The 14,887-nt window shown below is 60.8% G+C and carries 15 protein-coding genes and 1 pseudogene; 11 read left to right on the forward strand and 5 right to left on the reverse strand.

Annotated features, from left to right (window positions below; all coding sequences use genetic code 11):
- Positions 1–243: 243 nt before the first annotated feature.
- The 4 genes from RAD16_RS12725 to RAD16_RS12740 all read left to right on the forward strand — a co-directional run bounded on the left by RAD16_RS12725 (position 244) and on the right by RAD16_RS12740 (position 4,241).
- Positions 244–420 carry a hypothetical protein gene (locus RAD16_RS12725; RefSeq protein ID WP_458158224.1) on the forward strand — a complete coding sequence of 59 codons (177 nt, stop codon included), beginning with the start codon at positions 244–246 and terminating at the stop codon, positions 418–420.
- 459 nt (positions 421–879) lie between these two features.
- Positions 880–1,350, forward strand: coding sequence for a nuclear transport factor 2 family protein (locus tag RAD16_RS12730; RefSeq protein ID WP_458158225.1), 471 nt, complete (start codon positions 880–882; stop codon positions 1,348–1,350).
- Between the two features lie 700 nt (positions 1,351–2,050).
- Positions 2,051–3,652, forward strand: coding sequence for a hypothetical protein (locus tag RAD16_RS12735; protein WP_458158536.1), 1,602 nt, complete (start codon positions 2,051–2,053; stop codon positions 3,650–3,652).
- Positions 3,653–3,674: 22 nt separating this feature from the next.
- A complete protein-coding gene (locus RAD16_RS12740) occupies positions 3,675–4,241 on the forward strand; it encodes a hypothetical protein (RefSeq protein WP_458158226.1) in 567 nt (188 codons plus the stop codon).
- A 371-nt stretch (positions 4,242–4,612) separates the two neighbouring features.
- Here the strand turns inward: RAD16_RS12740 and RAD16_RS12745 are convergent.
- Together RAD16_RS12745 and RAD16_RS12750 are read right to left on the reverse strand one after the other, a co-directional pair.
- Positions 4,613–4,939, reverse strand: a pseudogene (locus RAD16_RS12745) (Ku protein); the annotation flags it as partial.
- 173 nt (positions 4,940–5,112) lie between these two features.
- Positions 5,113–5,283 (reverse strand): hypothetical protein, encoded by a 171-nt coding sequence (locus RAD16_RS12750; protein ID WP_458158537.1) that lies wholly within the window; start codon positions 5,281–5,283, stop codon positions 5,113–5,115.
- Positions 5,284–5,506: 223 nt separating this feature from the next.
- Here RAD16_RS12750 and RAD16_RS12755 point away from each other — a divergent pair, with 223 nt between their 5' ends.
- Both RAD16_RS12755 and RAD16_RS12760 read left to right on the forward strand, forming a co-directional pair.
- Entirely contained in the window at positions 5,507–5,737 is a 231-nt protein-coding gene (locus RAD16_RS12755) for a hypothetical protein (RefSeq protein ID WP_458158227.1), read from the forward strand.
- Between the two features lie 84 nt (positions 5,738–5,821).
- A complete protein-coding gene (locus RAD16_RS12760; protein WP_458158538.1) occupies positions 5,822–6,283 on the forward strand; it encodes a DUF992 domain-containing protein in 462 nt (153 codons plus the stop codon).
- Positions 6,284–6,421: 138 nt separating this feature from the next.
- Here RAD16_RS12760 and RAD16_RS12765 read toward each other — a convergent pair whose 3' ends face one another.
- Positions 6,422–7,141, reverse strand: a complete 720-nt coding sequence (locus RAD16_RS12765; RefSeq protein WP_458158228.1) for a carbonic anhydrase — start codon at positions 7,139–7,141, stop codon at positions 6,422–6,424.
- Between the two features lie 272 nt (positions 7,142–7,413).
- Here RAD16_RS12765 and RAD16_RS12770 point away from each other — a divergent pair, with 272 nt between their 5' ends.
- A complete protein-coding gene (locus RAD16_RS12770; protein ID WP_458158229.1) occupies positions 7,414–7,719 on the forward strand; it encodes a hypothetical protein in 306 nt (101 codons plus the stop codon).
- A 112-nt stretch (positions 7,720–7,831) separates the two neighbouring features.
- Here RAD16_RS12770 and RAD16_RS12775 read toward each other — a convergent pair whose 3' ends face one another.
- Entirely contained in the window at positions 7,832–10,072 is a 2,241-nt protein-coding gene (locus tag RAD16_RS12775; protein ID WP_458158230.1) for a TonB-dependent receptor, read from the reverse strand.
- Positions 10,073–10,402: 330 nt separating this feature from the next.
- Complete coding sequence (locus RAD16_RS12780) at positions 10,403–11,470, reverse strand: HoxN/HupN/NixA family nickel/cobalt transporter (protein ID WP_458158231.1); 1,068 nt, start codon at positions 11,468–11,470, stop codon at positions 10,403–10,405.
- Between the two features lie 192 nt (positions 11,471–11,662).
- Between RAD16_RS12780 and RAD16_RS12785 the strand changes: the two genes are divergently transcribed.
- Genes RAD16_RS12785 through ureE form a run of 4 tightly spaced genes read left to right on the forward strand, consistent with a single transcriptional unit; the run spans position 11,663 to position 14,854 of the window.
- On the forward strand, positions 11,663–11,965 hold the full coding sequence (locus tag RAD16_RS12785; protein WP_458158232.1) for an urease subunit gamma: 303 nt from the start codon (positions 11,663–11,665) through the stop codon (positions 11,963–11,965).
- A gap of 16 nt (positions 11,966–11,981) precedes the next feature.
- Positions 11,982–12,419: an urease subunit beta gene (locus RAD16_RS12790; RefSeq protein WP_458158233.1), complete on the forward strand. Its 438-nt coding sequence runs from the start codon at positions 11,982–11,984 to the stop codon at positions 12,417–12,419.
- Positions 12,420–12,457: 38 nt separating this feature from the next.
- Entirely contained in the window at positions 12,458–14,179 is a 1,722-nt protein-coding gene (locus RAD16_RS12795; RefSeq protein ID WP_458158234.1) for an urease subunit alpha, read from the forward strand.
- A 9-nt stretch (positions 14,180–14,188) separates the two neighbouring features.
- Positions 14,189–14,854 carry an urease accessory protein UreE gene (gene ureE / locus RAD16_RS12800; RefSeq protein ID WP_458158235.1) on the forward strand — a complete coding sequence of 222 codons (666 nt, stop codon included), beginning with the start codon at positions 14,189–14,191 and terminating at the stop codon, positions 14,852–14,854.
- The last annotated feature ends 33 nt before the right edge of the window (positions 14,855–14,887 follow it).

A 14,887-nucleotide genomic window follows, 5' to 3' on the forward strand; every position in this document is an offset into this window, starting at 1 on the left:
GGAGAGTTCTATTTTGCGCGAAACGCCAGCCTGCCACACCCATCGGACATCTCCGGTTGGCCCCCAGCAGCGGCTGGTCTGACTCTCCAAGATGAATCTTTCCACGCTCTTGCCGGTTCGGTGTTCCCTAGATCAAGGTGAAGGAACCCTTGCGATGCCTCGCGATAGCCGGGCGGACCAACAACCCTGAAGCCGACAAAGAGCCCAGCAATGCTATGATCGGTTGGCAATCAGGAGTTGCCCATGCCGACGTGGCTGATTTTCCAGCTCTTCGCGATGGCCTGCATGCCTGCTGTCTATGACATGGCGCGCGACCGTGGCCGATCTACAATACTTTGGCTTTCGACGACCTTGATCTTCGGCCCGTTTGCGCTTCTGTTGCTGCTCATTCTAGACCGCATTCGAACTTCGGTACCCTAGTGAGGTGGCCTTACGGAAGCGTACCGCACGCCGCAATGGATCACTAGCTGACGGGCGATTAGTGCCGCTCATCGCTGCTTGGCCTCGATGCAAGCGGCACCGGTCTGGATGCCAGCCGCTGACGCCCTGGCGCTGCGTGCGCAGCTTCAGTTCGGCACTCTGCCGACGACCGCGGGAGACGCGTGAAGCTCATTCAACGCTCGCATGACACCTTCATCTGTGGCATGCGTCAACGTGCCTGTCTTTCCCTCCCCGCTTCCGCTGCATCCTCGAGAAATGCCCGCCCCCGCCGCCGATAATCAAGGTTGGCGCACCAAGCCGTGCAAAATGGCGTATACTCGCAAACCGGCACTATTTAGCCTGCCAAAGAAACGCCCCTCGGAACAACTGCAACGCAGCGTCCTACGTTAGGAGGACGTCGCGATGCAATTGTGCATCACAACCAGAGGGGAAGTTGTTATGAAGCGACGTTCATTGCTCTTGGCATTGTGTTCTTGCACTTTCATCTCTGCACCGGCACTGGCCGATGACGTCAAGCAGGAGGCCGAAAAATTAGCCGTCGCCTACACCGACTGCGTCGTCAAGAAAGACGCGGCATGTGTCGCTGCGCTCTATACAAAGGACGGGGTCCAGATCAACCCGGGCGGCGTGTTTTCCGATCTCAAGACCGTATACGAAAACAACTTTAAGAACGGCACCGATCATATTGAGATCAGAGTCGGCAACATGTCGGTCATCAACAACGATCTGGTCGTCGCCAACGGCGAGACCGACATCTTTGGCAAGGATCCTAAGAGCGGCGACGCCACCAAGGTCACGGTATTCTGGGGCGCCATCGACATACGTGAAGGCGGCGTTTTGAAAATTCGCCAGTTGACCGTCAGCATGAAGCCGTCCCCAGCCAAGGAAGCCAGCGCCGAGAAGAAGTAGAACGTCATCATGTCATGAGTCACCGCGCGCCCATCCTCTTTTGAGGGTGGGCGTTTGAGTTCTCGTGGGTGCGGAAAGCTGCGGGCTTCGTTACCTCAAATCGTCGTTCCCACGTCAAACGCCGCATCTCTGGGGATAGCCACGGAAAAGCCCGCACACGGATATCTTCTAGCCGAGGTTGAGCGTCGAATTGATCCGGTACCCGGGCCGGGCTCGTGTCTTGCGAGATCGGTCCGCCAGCGCGGGGCCGTCAGCGGGTTAGGTGATGCATCCCCTGACGGCCCTTCTTTTGATGACAAACCCGAGACCTGCCGCGCGACAGGACGCTATGAGCGAGGATGACCTGCCGACGTTGTCGGCTTGGGCCTTAGCCCTCGTCGCACTCGCGGGAAAGCCCTGGGCGTATCGCCGAAGATGGCAACGGTGCTCGCGGACATCGCCGGAAGCCTAAGCGGCCTCGAAAACCCTCGGCGCAAGGGTGCAACGCTACCTGCCTTACGATTTCGCTCAGGGATGGATGAAGCCTGACAGGCGTTCTTACCTAACCCAAACCCGCCCGCTTCTATTGACTCGCATTGCGAACGAGCAAATCCTTCCGACAAGCAATTGCCATCGCCAATTTCAGCAGGACGAACTTCGGCGCCCCGGCCTTTATCGGCGCCATCTGACCCAATTGCTTCTGACCAGAACGGAGGAGCCGATGCGCGCGCTCGCCTTGAGAACCGTCTCTCTTCTCGCCCTCACCATTCTTGGCTCCATCTCAGCCACGCCTAGCTCCCGCGCGCAGGACGGGACCGATGAGCAGTTTGGCAAGGTTCACTTCCAGACCTCCTGCAACGAGGTGGCGCAGCGCCGCTTTGACCGCGGGATGCGCTATCAGCACTCGTTCTGGTACCGGCCTGCGAAAGAGATTTTCGAGGAGACGTTGCAGGCCGATCCGGAATGCGCGATTGCCTATTGGGGGATTGCCCTGAGCCTGCTGTACAATCCGCATTTTCCCGCGCCGAAGGAAAACCTCACGGAGGGCCTCGCCGCGCTGCAGAAGGCCAAGGCACTCGGCGCGAAGAGCGAACGCGAACGCGACTACATCGACGCGCTGTTGGCTTTCTATTCGGGAGACGAAACGACGACGTTTGGCCAGCGCGCCAAGGCCTATCTCAAGGCAACAGAAGCCGTCGCCGCGCGCTATCCCGACGATGACGAGGCGCAGATCGCCTATGCCATCACGCTGAATGTCACGGCGTCACCAAACGACAAGACCTATGCCAACCAGCTCAAGGGCGCTGCCATCCTGGAGCCGATCTTCAAGCGGCAGCCGCGGCACCCCGGCGTCGCGCACTACCTGATCCACCTCTACGACTATCCGGCAATCGCGGAGCAAGGTCTCGACGCTGCCAAGCGCTATTCCGAGATCGCGCCGGCGGCACCGCACGCCTTACATATGCCGTCGCACATCTTCACGCGCGTCGGCTACTGGAACGAATCCATCGACGCCAATAGCCGCTCCGCCAAGGCTGCCAAGGAGGGCAAAGACCCCAGCGAGCAGCTGCATGCCGACGACTATATGGTCTACGCCCTGCTCCAGCTTGCGCAGGACAGCCGAGCTCGCGACGTCATCGCGGACATGATCGCGACCACGGGCTATGCGCCGGCCGTCCGAGCCGGTCCCTATGCGATCGCGGCGAGCCAAGCGCGCTATATGGTCGAACGGGGCGATTGGCAGGGCGCTGCCGCGCTGAAGGTTGAGCCGAGCCGGTTTGCCTATGTCGATGCGATCACCTATTTTGCCCGCGCTCTTGGCGCCGCGCGCTCCGGTAATGCAGACGCAGCGACCGCTGACATCGTCAAGCTGACGGAGCTGCGGGACAAGCTGCAGCAGGACAAGGACGCCTATTGGGCTGAAATTGTCGACATTCAACGGCAGGTCGCTACAGCCTGGCAGCTCAATGCCCAGGGAAAACAGGCGGACGCATTGGAAGCGATGCGCCTTGCCGCCGAAGCCGAAGACAAGACCGAGAAATCCATCGTGACGCCGGGACCGCTTGCCCCGGCACGCGAGCTTTACGGGACCATGCTGCTCGAACGCGGCATGGCGACGGAGGCATTGGCAGCGTTCGAAAGCACCATGCGCAAGGAGCCGAACCGCTTTGGCGCGACGATCGGCGCCGCTCACGCCGCCGAGAAAGCGGGTGAAGCCGTGAAGGCACGCCAGTACTACGCGAAAGTTGTCGATATGGCGCGAAATGGCGACTCCTCGCGGGAGGACCTCGCGGCCGCCCGAAGGTTCATGGCTCAGAATTAGCAGAAATGCCGCGGCAGCTTCCATGCGCCTGACAAGAATATTCGTTGCGATCGGCGCAGCCGCCGCACTCATCTGCGCAGCCACTGCGATCTGGATCTTGCGATCCGGCGAACCGGTACGCGCGACAGCGGCATCCGGCGAGCCCAGCCCGGTGTGGACGGAAACCGACTGGCCTTTCGGCGCAGATCCCTGGGGAAAAGGAAAGGCGTTCCGCTGCAAGGCCGAGGATTGCGGCACGGAGGTCCAGCTCTACGTCCGCGCCAAGCTCGGCTTCTGCAATTGCACCACGGGCGTCGCCGACGATGGCGACCTCGAGCAAATGGGCGACCTCGTGCTCATCGGCAAGGCAACGCCCATCGGTGCCGGCAAGGAGATCATCGTCGGTCCGATGCGCGGCCGCAGCCGGGCCTATCGCGTGGAGGGTAACAGCAACTCCGCGCTGTCACTCGCCTTCAATCAGCGCTGCGACATGGTGGCAGCGACCGCTTTGGTCGGACCGAGCGCGCCCGCGTCACTTGAGCCGGCGGTGCTGGCGTTCCTCAATAGCGACCGCATGTTGAAATGGGCCGAGATCGCGCTTGGGTTATAACTCGGAGCAATCGGCTTCCGCCGTTCGCAGAACCACAGGACGTCCTACTCTTCGAGGGATATCGTCCTTAATTGGGGTGTGCTGCGGCCGGCCTTCCGTCGTTCTCGGCATCAAAACGGCTCCTGCCGCTCCAGGAGTGTGGGAAGGCCCGCGCTCGGCGCGCAGGAGCGATTTGTTTTGAGCGGGCATGCGCGATCTCCCTTACCGCTCTCGCAGCCGGACTGGGCACCTGCGTTTGGGGGAGAGCGTCCTGAAGTTCTCGAGCGCAATGATGTACGCTAGCGAACTAAGAAGGAGATATTCGCGACGTTTGCACGGCGCCTCTGTATCTTGTTGCGCGGGCGTACAGGCTGTTCGAGTAAAAGTCTCGACTAGGCGGACCGACGCTGCGATTTCGCCACCGGCCTTTTTGCTTTCGTCTCTTTTGGCTGCTTCTTGCCCGCAATGGACATCAGCATTTCCTTCTGCCCAGGTGCGGCCTTGCGCGGTTTCTTGGCTGATTTTTGGGCACCGTCGCGGGTTCGACCGATCCTTCTCTTCCGACGCTACGTCGCAGCGCCTCCATCAGATCGACGACGTTCTCGTTTCGGCCGTTCCTTCGGGCAGATCACCTTGCCGGCACGCTTCTCGTTGATCAGATCGACCAGCGCGCTTTCGTAGTGATCCTCGAACTTCTCAGGATCGAATGTGCCTGCCTTCGACAGAGCGGATCGGCTTTTCTCAACCTGAGTTGTTCGCATTTGACCCTGAGCAGATTTCGTCGACATCGAAGCCGGGTTCTAGCGGGGACCGGATCGGGAGCGCGAGGTTTTCGATAGGTGCCCGACGCCACTCGCCTCATTGCCGTTCAAAGTCCAACGCTCGTAGTCGGTCACGCTCGAGAATCGATACTGCGTCGCGTGTTGCCGACGAAGTTGAGCAAGCCCGCGCGACGCAGAAAAGACAGCGCGCGCCACACAGTTTCGAGCGTCAAACCAAGATAGCCGCTTATGGATGCCTGCCAGATGTCGCGAGTGAGGCGATCGAACGCTGGAGGATCAATACCTCAAAGAATCTCTCCCGTTTTGTCCAACATCCGTACAAGGCCTTCGCGTCCCATGACGGAGCCGCCAGAACGGGTCCGTAGGTGCTGATAACGGTTAAGTCTTCGCGCTCAGCGTAGCTTTGACGCAGTGAAAGCTGATCTTAAATCGAACGCTCATTCTGAAGATCGGCTGAGAATTGAGCGTAGATCGTGGCTCTCTTCCTGTCTCTTTGATGGGTTTATGCCGGTGAGACTGACGGCGATCTACGAATACGAGCACGACGTGGCCCCCCATCGCCACGAGGATACCGACGAGGAACCCTTCGAGTGGTTGATAGCCGCATTTGATGAGCGGTTGGAAAACTCGCCACAGACGCTGTCTACGTCTGTGAACATCCACGAGCTTACCCAGGGTTTTGCCGGATGGAATGACCCAGCAAGACTCAATATTCCGACGTCCTTGTTGCTCTGATCCGCCGTGACAACATAGGTTGCGATGCAGTAGAAGCCGGCGCGCCAACTTAGAGCCACCGTGACCGACGAATTGGAGAGTGTGATGCTAAAGGGCCTTCTTGCCGTGGGGATTTGCACGTTTTTACTTGCCGCACCCGCGCGTGCGCAAAGGCAACCGGCTCGAGTCGGCGGGCTCACTTGCGAGACCGGGCCGAGAGTTGGATTATTGATTGGCTCGCGACAGCGGATGAATTGCGTCTTCCGTTCAAATACAGGACAGCTCTATCGCTATCGGGGTAGGATTACTCGCCTCGGTGTGGATGTCGGCATCACGGGAGGGGGAAGGCTATTTTGGAGCGTCCTTGCGCCGACGAGCCATATCGGTCCTGGCGCATTGCGAGGAACGTTCGTAGGCGTAGGTGGGAACGCGTCCCTTGGCATAGGAATGGGCGCGAATGTACTCGTAGGAGGATCCAACCGCACGATCTCGCTGCAACCGTTGTCGGTCGAAGGGGTATTCGGCGTGAATTTGGCGTTGGGCGTGGCGGGCCTAAGGCTCTATTAGCTTTTCTATAGCGTTCCTTGTTAATAGAATCGGTTAGCTCGACTTTCTCTATATTTCCGATGCGTTCCGCGTCGCTGCGTGTCGCGAGCACGCGTACTGAGGACGTAATTGCGCAAAATGCAGCGCAGGCCTTGTGATCTACACCAATGATACTTTTCCAGTCGCCAAGTCATAAACGCCGCCGACCACGCGCAACTGGTCCTTCGCAACGAGTTCCGCCAGGATCGGGCTGGTCTCTTGCAAGCGCTTCACGTTGAAGCGGATATTCGCGATTGTCGCCCGTTGACCGAGATCGTCGCCGCCCTTCTTGACCTCTGGTTCAATGCCCGGCTTCATCGCGCTAGCGAGCCCCGCGATATGGCCTGGCAAGTTATTGCCCTTCTGCAACGCCTCCACCGTGGCCTTCACTGCGCCGCACTCGGTGTGTCCCAGCACCAGAATAAGCTTCGATCCCAGAACTGCTGACCCGAACTCAAGGCTACCAAGCCCTTCATCCGTTACGAAGTTGCCGGCGACGCGGACTACGAAGAGATCGCCTGGCCGTTGGTCAAAGGCCAATTCCGGCGCGACACGGGAGTCCGCGCATCCAAGGATCGATGCGAAAGGGCTTTGCCCGATAGCGGTGTTGACCCGGTTCGCTGAGAAATCACGCTCGTTCGGCTGGTTCGTCGCGTAGCGGGCATTGCCGTCCATCAGCAGCTTCAACGCCGAGTCCGGCGTACCGGCGGCGCGTACCGGCTGAGCCCGAGCCGCGCGTGCAATGAACGAGCCGCCCATCAATGACATCCCGGCCAGCGTCACACCGCGCTGCAATAATCTACGCCGTCCGACAAGCGTGTTCATGCATGCATCACACATACTTCCATTCCTTTAGGACAAGTCGACTATTCGCGCATACCGTCGACACCCGATACGGTTCGTGATCCGCGCGTAGGTGGCGAGAATCTGTAGTCAGTTGGACACGATATCCTTTAGATGCTCCCTTATCGGCTCACGAAGTTGCCGCAACTCACTGGCCGTTCCAACCGAGAATGGCTCATCAGGAGGATCGTAGCGTCCAGCGGATCTCAATCTATCCGGCGAAACCCTAGGCGCTGGCGCGGGGCATCCCTATCCGCGACAGAGGCGAGGTGCTCGGCTCGCAGCGGATCAACGGACATACCGTGGCGCCGTGCATCCTCATCATGATTATGCGCAACACCAGTTACGGTCACGGCTTTTACGGTCGCGCATTCCATTACCTTGAGCCTTGCCACGCCGGAGGTGACGCAGGTGCCCGGACCACCGATCAGCCGCCATTGCTTGCCTTCATCGAGGTTGTCCTGTGCGCACTACGGGGCGCAGGGCTGATCAAGCTTGCTGTCTTTGTCGAACGTTGCGCGCCCTTACTTACGACTTGCGCGATTGGAATTCTGGCCGCGTTATTGGTTCATTGAGCGATCGACCGGATTTATCGCCTGAGGGGTCCGACTGCGGCGGCCGCTTGGCTGGCATCGGTATCGAAACCATAGCGTGATCGACCCGCCATCAGGGCATCTCTTCGCGGGGTCAGAACCGCCCCGCCACGGTCAGCCGGACCGCCAATGGTTCGGCGGGATGAACGTGGCGGTCCGCAACGCCGTCGATCGGCTCGCCTGGCAGGCGTGACAGATAGTAATATTCGATCTGGTTGGCCTGGGCGTTGAAGAGGTTGAGCACGTCGAGCTGAACCCGCAGGCCATTGTCGAATTTGTACCCGGCGCGCGCATTGAAGATCAGCGACGACTTCGAACGGATGCTGTCGTCCTCGATGAGAGGGCGCGGACCGAAATAGCGCGCCTTGAGAGCGCCGAACCAGCCGGTGTCGCCGCCCAGCGTGATCGCGCTGCTGGCGACCCACGCCGGCGCGCCGGGGATGCGGGATCCGGCGGGGTCGAAATCGGTGAAACGCGCATGGGTCTGGGCGACGTCGAGATCGACCGTCATCCACGGCAGGGGCTTGTATTGGTTCGTCCACTCGACGCCGACGCGGCGGCTGGGCCGGCTCGGCTCGGTGGTGCCGGCGTCGCCGACGAACAACAGCTCCGAGTCGAAATCGAGCACGAACACCGCCAGCGAGCTGGTGAGGCCCTCGATCACCTGGGTGCGAATGCCGAGTTCGGCGCCGCGCGAGCGCACGAGCAGCGGCACGCGATCGAGCGGGGTCGTCTTGTCGTTGGGATCGACGGTGATCGTCGCGCCGCGGATATCGTTGCTGTGCAGGCCGTAGCCGGCATTGCCGTAGAACTCGGTCTTGGACCAGGGCCCGAGCACGATGCCGGCTTTCGGGCTTGCCATCGACGCCTGCGCGTTGCCCGAATTCTCCGGTGTATCGCTCAAGACGTGCCCGGCGAAGAAATCCTCGCGGATGCCGACCGTGGTGCGCAGCCAATTGTTCCAGCGCGTCGTGGTATCGGTCCACAGGCCGACATTGCCCTCCTGCACGCGGTCGTCGCGCACGGTCGAGAGCCATGACCGCTGCTCGGTCTTGAACAGGCCGACATGGATGTCGTCATAGCGGCTCTGCATGCCGACGCGGGTCTGCATTTCGAAGGCGGCAAAGCGCCAGTCGAACGTATGCCGCGCGTCAACGCCGCCGAGCGTACGCGCGTCGAGCTGGCTGAACTGGTCGCCGTTGACGGGGTTGTCGAGAAAGTAGGTGAAATTGTTGAACAGCCGCAGGTCGGAGCGCACGACATAGGCGCTGACATTGGTCTGTCCGTAGTCGCTCGACTGCGCCCAGTTGCTCGACAGGCTGAAGCGGCTGGAGGTGCCGCCGTCGGTCGGATCGAGCGTGCCGAGCCGGTTGATCAGGCCCTGGTCGATCGCGCGTTGCGGGACCTGGTCGGTCGAATTCCAGCCGTTGGAATAAGCCATCGCCGTCAGGGTCAGACCGTCGGTCGCGGTGCCTTGGCTGTAGCGCAGGACGCCGTTCAGCTTGCGGACATCGTCGGGCACGTCCCACGGTCCGTCATACTTGTTGGCTTCGATCGCCGCCAGCAGCGTGCCCTCGCCACCCTTGGTCGATCCCGCCGCCAATGCGCGGCGATAGCCGAAGCTGCCGAAGGTCATCTCCGCAAAATTGTTCGGCAGCTTGTTGACGTAGTCGATCGCCACGGCGCCGGCCGAGGCAAAGTCGCCCTGGTCGGCGAAATAGGGTCCCTTGCGGACGTCGACCGGCCGGATCAGCTCGGGGATCAGGAAATTGATGTCGGCGTAGCCCTGTCCATGCCCGTGGGTCGGCATGTTGACGGGCATGCCGTCGACGCTGATCGCGAGATCAGTGCCGTGATCGAGATTGAAGCCGCGCAGGAAATATTGATTGGCTTTGCCTTCGCCGGAGTGCTGCGTCACGATCAGACCCGGCACCACTTCCAGCGCCTCGCCGGGCCGCGCGAATGGGACCGCATTCACCTCCTTGCCGCCGATGCGCGTTGCACTGGCGGCAGTGGGCTGCAAGCCGGGCGCGCCGGCGGGCGCCACGCCGGATGTGACGTTGCTGGCGCCGCTGACGGGCCGTTCCTGCGGGGGCGCTGTTGTGGTCCGAGTTCTGCGGTTTCGCGACGGCTTTGGACGGGCTGTCCGTTTGGGTGGGGTGGCCTCAGGAGCGGTGACGGTGATCGGCGGAAGGTGAGTAAGCGGCTCGTCGAGTTCGCGCGCGGTCGCAGGCAACACAAGAAAGGCAGAAAAGGCTGTGACGGGAAAAACCCGCAACAGTCTCTTCTGCACTGCCCAGCCCCGCACGCTCGACACAACGCCTCCGCTTAGCATATTGTGCCAATTCAGACCCACTCGGGTCACAGGACGACGCCGCCAACGTTGCCAGACAGTCCGTCGGTCAGTCAGCTCTTTTGCGTCATTTTCCAGGCGGCCGCGCTAAGAGGGCCGCGTTTTGCTCGCCGTGACTCTTTTCGCGGTTTGCCCCCAGAGCCGAATTTCTAGCAACAATTCTGCAACAGGTTGTATTGTCTCTGCATCACAGGCCGAGGCTCTGCTCGGTAGGCGTCGGTAACTGAGAGACCGAGCGTGCTCCGTCTGCACAACGGGAAACCGCGCCATGACAAAGCTGCGTCAAGTCCCTCACTGCCTACCCACAAATGACTAGCGCATGTCAGGAGCTGCAGCGCGGTCCGGAACAACAGGCTCGGTGCCGCCAAACACAGCACGACACGTGGCGATAGAACCGAGCCAGGCGAGCACGAATAGCGCGATCACCGCGAAACCAAAATTGGTGAGTGACCCGCTGAGGGTTTGAACCAGCCCCCATGTGGGGCCGTGGAGGCCAAACCGCTCGCCGATCAGGGTGAGTGCCTCGATGCCGCCGATGAACAACGCGACCGCTACGGAGGCGCCGGTGATCGTCAGGTTGTACCAGAGCTTGCGCAGGGGATCGACGAAAGCCCAGCGATAGGCGCTCACCATCAGCGTCGAGTCGGCGGTGTCGATCAGCGCCATGCCGGCGGCGAACAGCGCAGGAAAGACCAGCATGTGCGACAAGGACGCGCCACGCGCGGCCTCCGTTGCCGAGATGCTGAGCAGGCCGATTTCGGTCGCGGTGTCGAAACCCAGGCCGAAAAGGAGGCCCAGCAGATACATGTGACGGGATTTCGTCACCATGCGGAACATCGGGGCGAACAATCGCGACAGGACCCCACGCCCGGCGAGCAGCCTATCGAGCTGGTCCGCGTCGTGGACGCCGTATGTTCGCACCGCGCGCATGGTCCGCCACAGGCTGACAAAGATCGCGAGGTTGGCCATGGCGATCAGCAGCAAAAAGATCGCTGAGACAGAGGCGCCAATTAGGCTGCCGACCGTCCTGAGCAGGCTGTCCCCGCCGAGACCCACCACGCTCAAGCCGAGCGCCAAGGTTGCAACCACCACGACGGTGGAGTGGCCGAGCGCGAAATAGAGCCCCGCGCTCCGCGGCCCTTCACCCGCATGCATCAATTTTCGCACGACGTTATCGATCGCCGCGATGTGGTCGGCATCGACGGCGTGCCGCAGTCCAAACACCCAGGCAAGCAACGCGGTTGCCATCAACGCAGGCCGGTCGGAAAACAGCGCGAGGGCAATGGCCCATGCCGTGACGTTGGTGGCAATCAGCCCGCCGAACATGATCACGGTGGCGAGGTCGACGCCCTGCAAAGACCACTTAGTCAATCGCATCATCGCAGCCACACCTCAGTATGAGGTTTGTTATCAGGCATCATACCGACGAAGAAGCGTTGAACAAGCTCATGGCGGCGGGATTTCGCTCGCTAGGTATTTTCCGGCAGGCAACTGGGTAAAAGCCCCAATGCTGAATTCCGGGTCATTGGATCACCATCTCAACAACACCTTCCGTATGCTGGCTGGGATCCCATGCAGCTAACTCCGAGAGAGCTCGATAAGTTGCTGGTCTACATGATGGCCGATGTCGCGTTGAAGCGAAAAGCCAAGGGACTGAGACTCAATTATCCAGAAGCAGTCGCTGTCATTTCGGCGGTCGCCCTTGACGGCGCCCGCGCCGGAAAGACGATCGAAGAGGTCACCAACGAGGCGCGGACTGCCCTGTCCAAAACCGACGTCATGGATGGCGTCGCCGATCTCATTCCAATGGTCCAGATCGAAGCGGTATTCACTGACGGGAGCCGGTTGGTAACGGTGCACACCCCGATTCAGTAGAAGCTAGGAGACCAACATGGCTGGACCAAAAATCGGCCCCACGACTCCCGTCAATGTCGATCCCGCGACGGTAGAGGTTCCGGTTGGCGGCTATGTGTGCGCTTCAGGAGCCATCACGTTCGACGCCGATCGTCCGGTGACGACACTCAAGGTGCGGAATACCGGCGATCGGCCGGTCCAGGTTGGATCGCACTTTCACTTTTTCGAAGTCAATCGCGCCCTGGAATTCGACCGCTCAGCGGCCTTTGGGCTGCACCTGAATATTCCATCGTCAACGGCAACGCGGTTCGAGCCCGGCGACGAGCGCGAGGTTCAGCTTGTTCCCTACAGCGGCAAGCGCGCCGTGTTTGGCTTCAACAATCTCGTCGACGGTCCCACCGCGGGCTCGGACGCCGCCGCTGTCAAATCCAAGGCAGTGGCGCTGGCGGGGAAGCGAGGTTTTCGTTCACTGTAGACGAGCTGTGAAGCACAATCTCCGGAGCGAGAGGCGCCATGGCTACCATTTCTCGAAAAGAGTATGTCGGCCTCTTTGGTCCGACGACAGGCGACCGAATCCGCTTGGGCGATACGGGCCTGTTCGTTGAAATCGAACGCGACTTGCGCGGCGGCTACGGCGACGAGATCGTCTTCGGTGGCGGCAAGAGCATGCGCGAGGGCATGGGTATGGACAATCAGGTGACGCGGGCGGGAGGGGCTCCCGACCTCGTCATCACCAATGTGACGGTGATCGACGCGGTGCTGGGCGTCGTGAAAGCGGATGTGGGCATCAAAGATGGCCGCATCTGTGGGATCGGCAAGGCCGGCAATCCGCAGATCATGGATCGCGTTACGCCCGGCCTCGAGGTCGGTCTCGCCACGGATGCCATCTCGGGCTCGCATCTGATCCTGACGGCCGCCGGAATCGACACGCATATTCATTTCATTTCTCCGCAGCAGGCGCAGGCAGCGCTCTCGAATGGTACCACGACGTTGATCGGCGGCGGCACGGGCCCTTCGGACGGGTCCAATGCCACGACGGTTACATCGGGCCCCGGCAACATCAAGATGATGTTGCGCGCATTCGAGAACTGGCCGCTCAACGTCGGCATCCTCGGCAAGGGACACGGGCACGGCAAGGCAGCGCTGGTCGAACAGATCGAGGCGGGCGCCGTTGGCGTGAAATGTCACGAGGACTGGGGCACCACGCCGGCCGTGCTTCGGTCGGCGCTCACCGTCGCCGACGAGACGGACACTCAGGTGTGCATTCATACCGACACCCTGAACGAATCGGGCTTCGTCGACGATTCGATCGAGGCGTTCGAGGGGCGGGTGGTCCATTCGTTCCACACGGAAGGCTCCGGCGGCGGCCACGCGCCTGACATCATCAAGATCGCCGGTCTTCCCAACGTCTTGCCGTCATCGACGAACCCCACGCTCCCCTATGGCATCAATTCCCAGGCGGAGCTCTATGACATGATCATGGTGTGTCACCACCTCAGCCCCGACATCCCGTCGGATGTTGCCTTCACCGAGAGCCGTATCCGCGCCGAAACTATCGCCGCCGAGAACGTCCTTCAGGATCTCGGCGTCATCTCGATGTTCTCGAGCGATTCGCAAGCCATGGGACGCATCGGGGAATGCTGGCTGCGTTGCATCCAGACTGCGGATGCAATGAAGACCGGGCGCGGCAAACTGCCCGAGGATGCACCTGGCAACGATAATTTTCGGGTGCTGCGCTATGTTGCGAAGATCACGATCAATCCGGCGATCACGCACGGTATTGCCGACGTGCTTGGATCGGTCGAGGTCGGCAAGGTCGCGGACCTCGTCCTGTGGGAGCCTGCGTTTTTCGGCGCCAAGCCGAAGATCGTGATCAAGAACGGCTTCATAAGCTGGGCGGTCATGGGCGACCCAAACGCGTCGCTGCCGACGCCGCAGCCCACTTACTATCGGCCCATGTTCGGTGGCTACGGTGACGCATTGGCTACCAGTTGCATCACGTTTGTTTCCGGCGCAGCGCATTCAGCCGGGATCAAGGAGAAGCTGGAACTCCGTCGACAGGTGATGCCGGTCAGAAATGTGCGCAAGATCGCAAAGAGCGACATGGTTCGAAATTCCGGGACACCGAAGATCGAGGTCAGCGCGGAAACTTTCGCCGTGACCGTGGACGGCAAGCATGCGACCGTTCCCCCTTTGAAGACGATCTCCCTGAACCAGAAGTATTTCTTCAGCTAGGAGCGCGCTGTGATCCTGATCGAGGCAGTTCTGGGCAATATAGGCGACCCCGAATGGGCTAGGCGGTTGTCAACCGCAGATATGGACCTGATCGAGATCGACCAGTGGGAGGCGCAGAAGAGCCGCTTCCGCAAGACCACCGCGAAGGGCGCAGAGGTTGCAGTTTCTGTCGACCGGGGCACGCATATCCGCGACGGAGACGTGCTGCTCTGGAACCCTGAGGCGCCCTCGGCGCTGATCGCGCGAATAGAAGTTCGTGACGTGATGATGGTGCATCTGGACGGCCTGAGCAGACTTGCGCCCGAAATGGCAATGCGCACATGCGTTGAATTAGGCCATGCAATGGGCAACCAGCATTGGCCGGCCTTGGTCAAGGACAACCTCGTCTATGTTCCCCTGACGGTCGATCGCAAGGTGATGGCGTCCGTCATGAAGACACATCGCTTTGAAGGAATCCGCTACGAATTCGTGCCTGGCCGCGAGGTCGTTCCCTACCTCGCACCACATGAAGCGCGTCGGCTCTTCGGCGGCGCGGAAGGGCCGGTGCATTCGCACGCGCACGAGAGCCACGCCAAGATAGAGGCCGAGACCAATATTCACGATCATCATGGAGCCTCTGCTCACGGCCACACATCGCCGGCAACGGTCGGTTCTGCGCGTGACTATCGCGAATGACAGGATCGACGCATCGTACAGCGCCGCATTTCT

It is taken from the genome of Bradyrhizobium sp. 18BD (assembly GCF_054185225.1).

Excerpts from the sequence above, each read along its gene's own strand:
- RAD16_RS12735 (WP_458158536.1), top strand. The coding sequence starts at position 2,051 with ATGCGCGCGCTCGCCTTGAGAACCGTCTCTCTTCTCGCCCTCACCATT.
- RAD16_RS12785 (WP_458158232.1), top strand. The coding sequence starts at position 11,663 with ATGCAGCTAACTCCGAGAGAGCTCGATAAGTTGCTGGTCTACATGATG.
- RAD16_RS12765 (WP_458158228.1), bottom strand. The coding sequence starts at position 7,141 with ATGTGTGATGCATGCATGAACACGCTTGTCGGACGGCGTAGATTATTG.
- RAD16_RS12780 (WP_458158231.1), bottom strand. The coding sequence starts at position 11,470 with ATGATGCGATTGACTAAGTGGTCTTTGCAGGGCGTCGACCTCGCCACC.
- RAD16_RS12755 (WP_458158227.1), top strand. The coding sequence starts at position 5,507 with ATGCCGGTGAGACTGACGGCGATCTACGAATACGAGCACGACGTGGCC.
- RAD16_RS12760 (WP_458158538.1), top strand. The coding sequence starts at position 5,822 with ATGCTAAAGGGCCTTCTTGCCGTGGGGATTTGCACGTTTTTACTTGCC.
- RAD16_RS12790 (WP_458158233.1), top strand. The coding sequence starts at position 11,982 with ATGGCTGGACCAAAAATCGGCCCCACGACTCCCGTCAATGTCGATCCC.
- RAD16_RS12730 (WP_458158225.1), top strand. The coding sequence starts at position 880 with ATGAAGCGACGTTCATTGCTCTTGGCATTGTGTTCTTGCACTTTCATC.
- RAD16_RS12725 (WP_458158224.1), top strand. The coding sequence starts at position 244 with ATGCCGACGTGGCTGATTTTCCAGCTCTTCGCGATGGCCTGCATGCCT.
- RAD16_RS12740 (WP_458158226.1), top strand. The coding sequence starts at position 3,675 with ATGCGCCTGACAAGAATATTCGTTGCGATCGGCGCAGCCGCCGCACTC.
- RAD16_RS12775 (WP_458158230.1), bottom strand. The coding sequence starts at position 10,072 with ATGCTAAGCGGAGGCGTTGTGTCGAGCGTGCGGGGCTGGGCAGTGCAG.
- RAD16_RS12795 (WP_458158234.1), top strand. The coding sequence starts at position 12,458 with ATGGCTACCATTTCTCGAAAAGAGTATGTCGGCCTCTTTGGTCCGACG.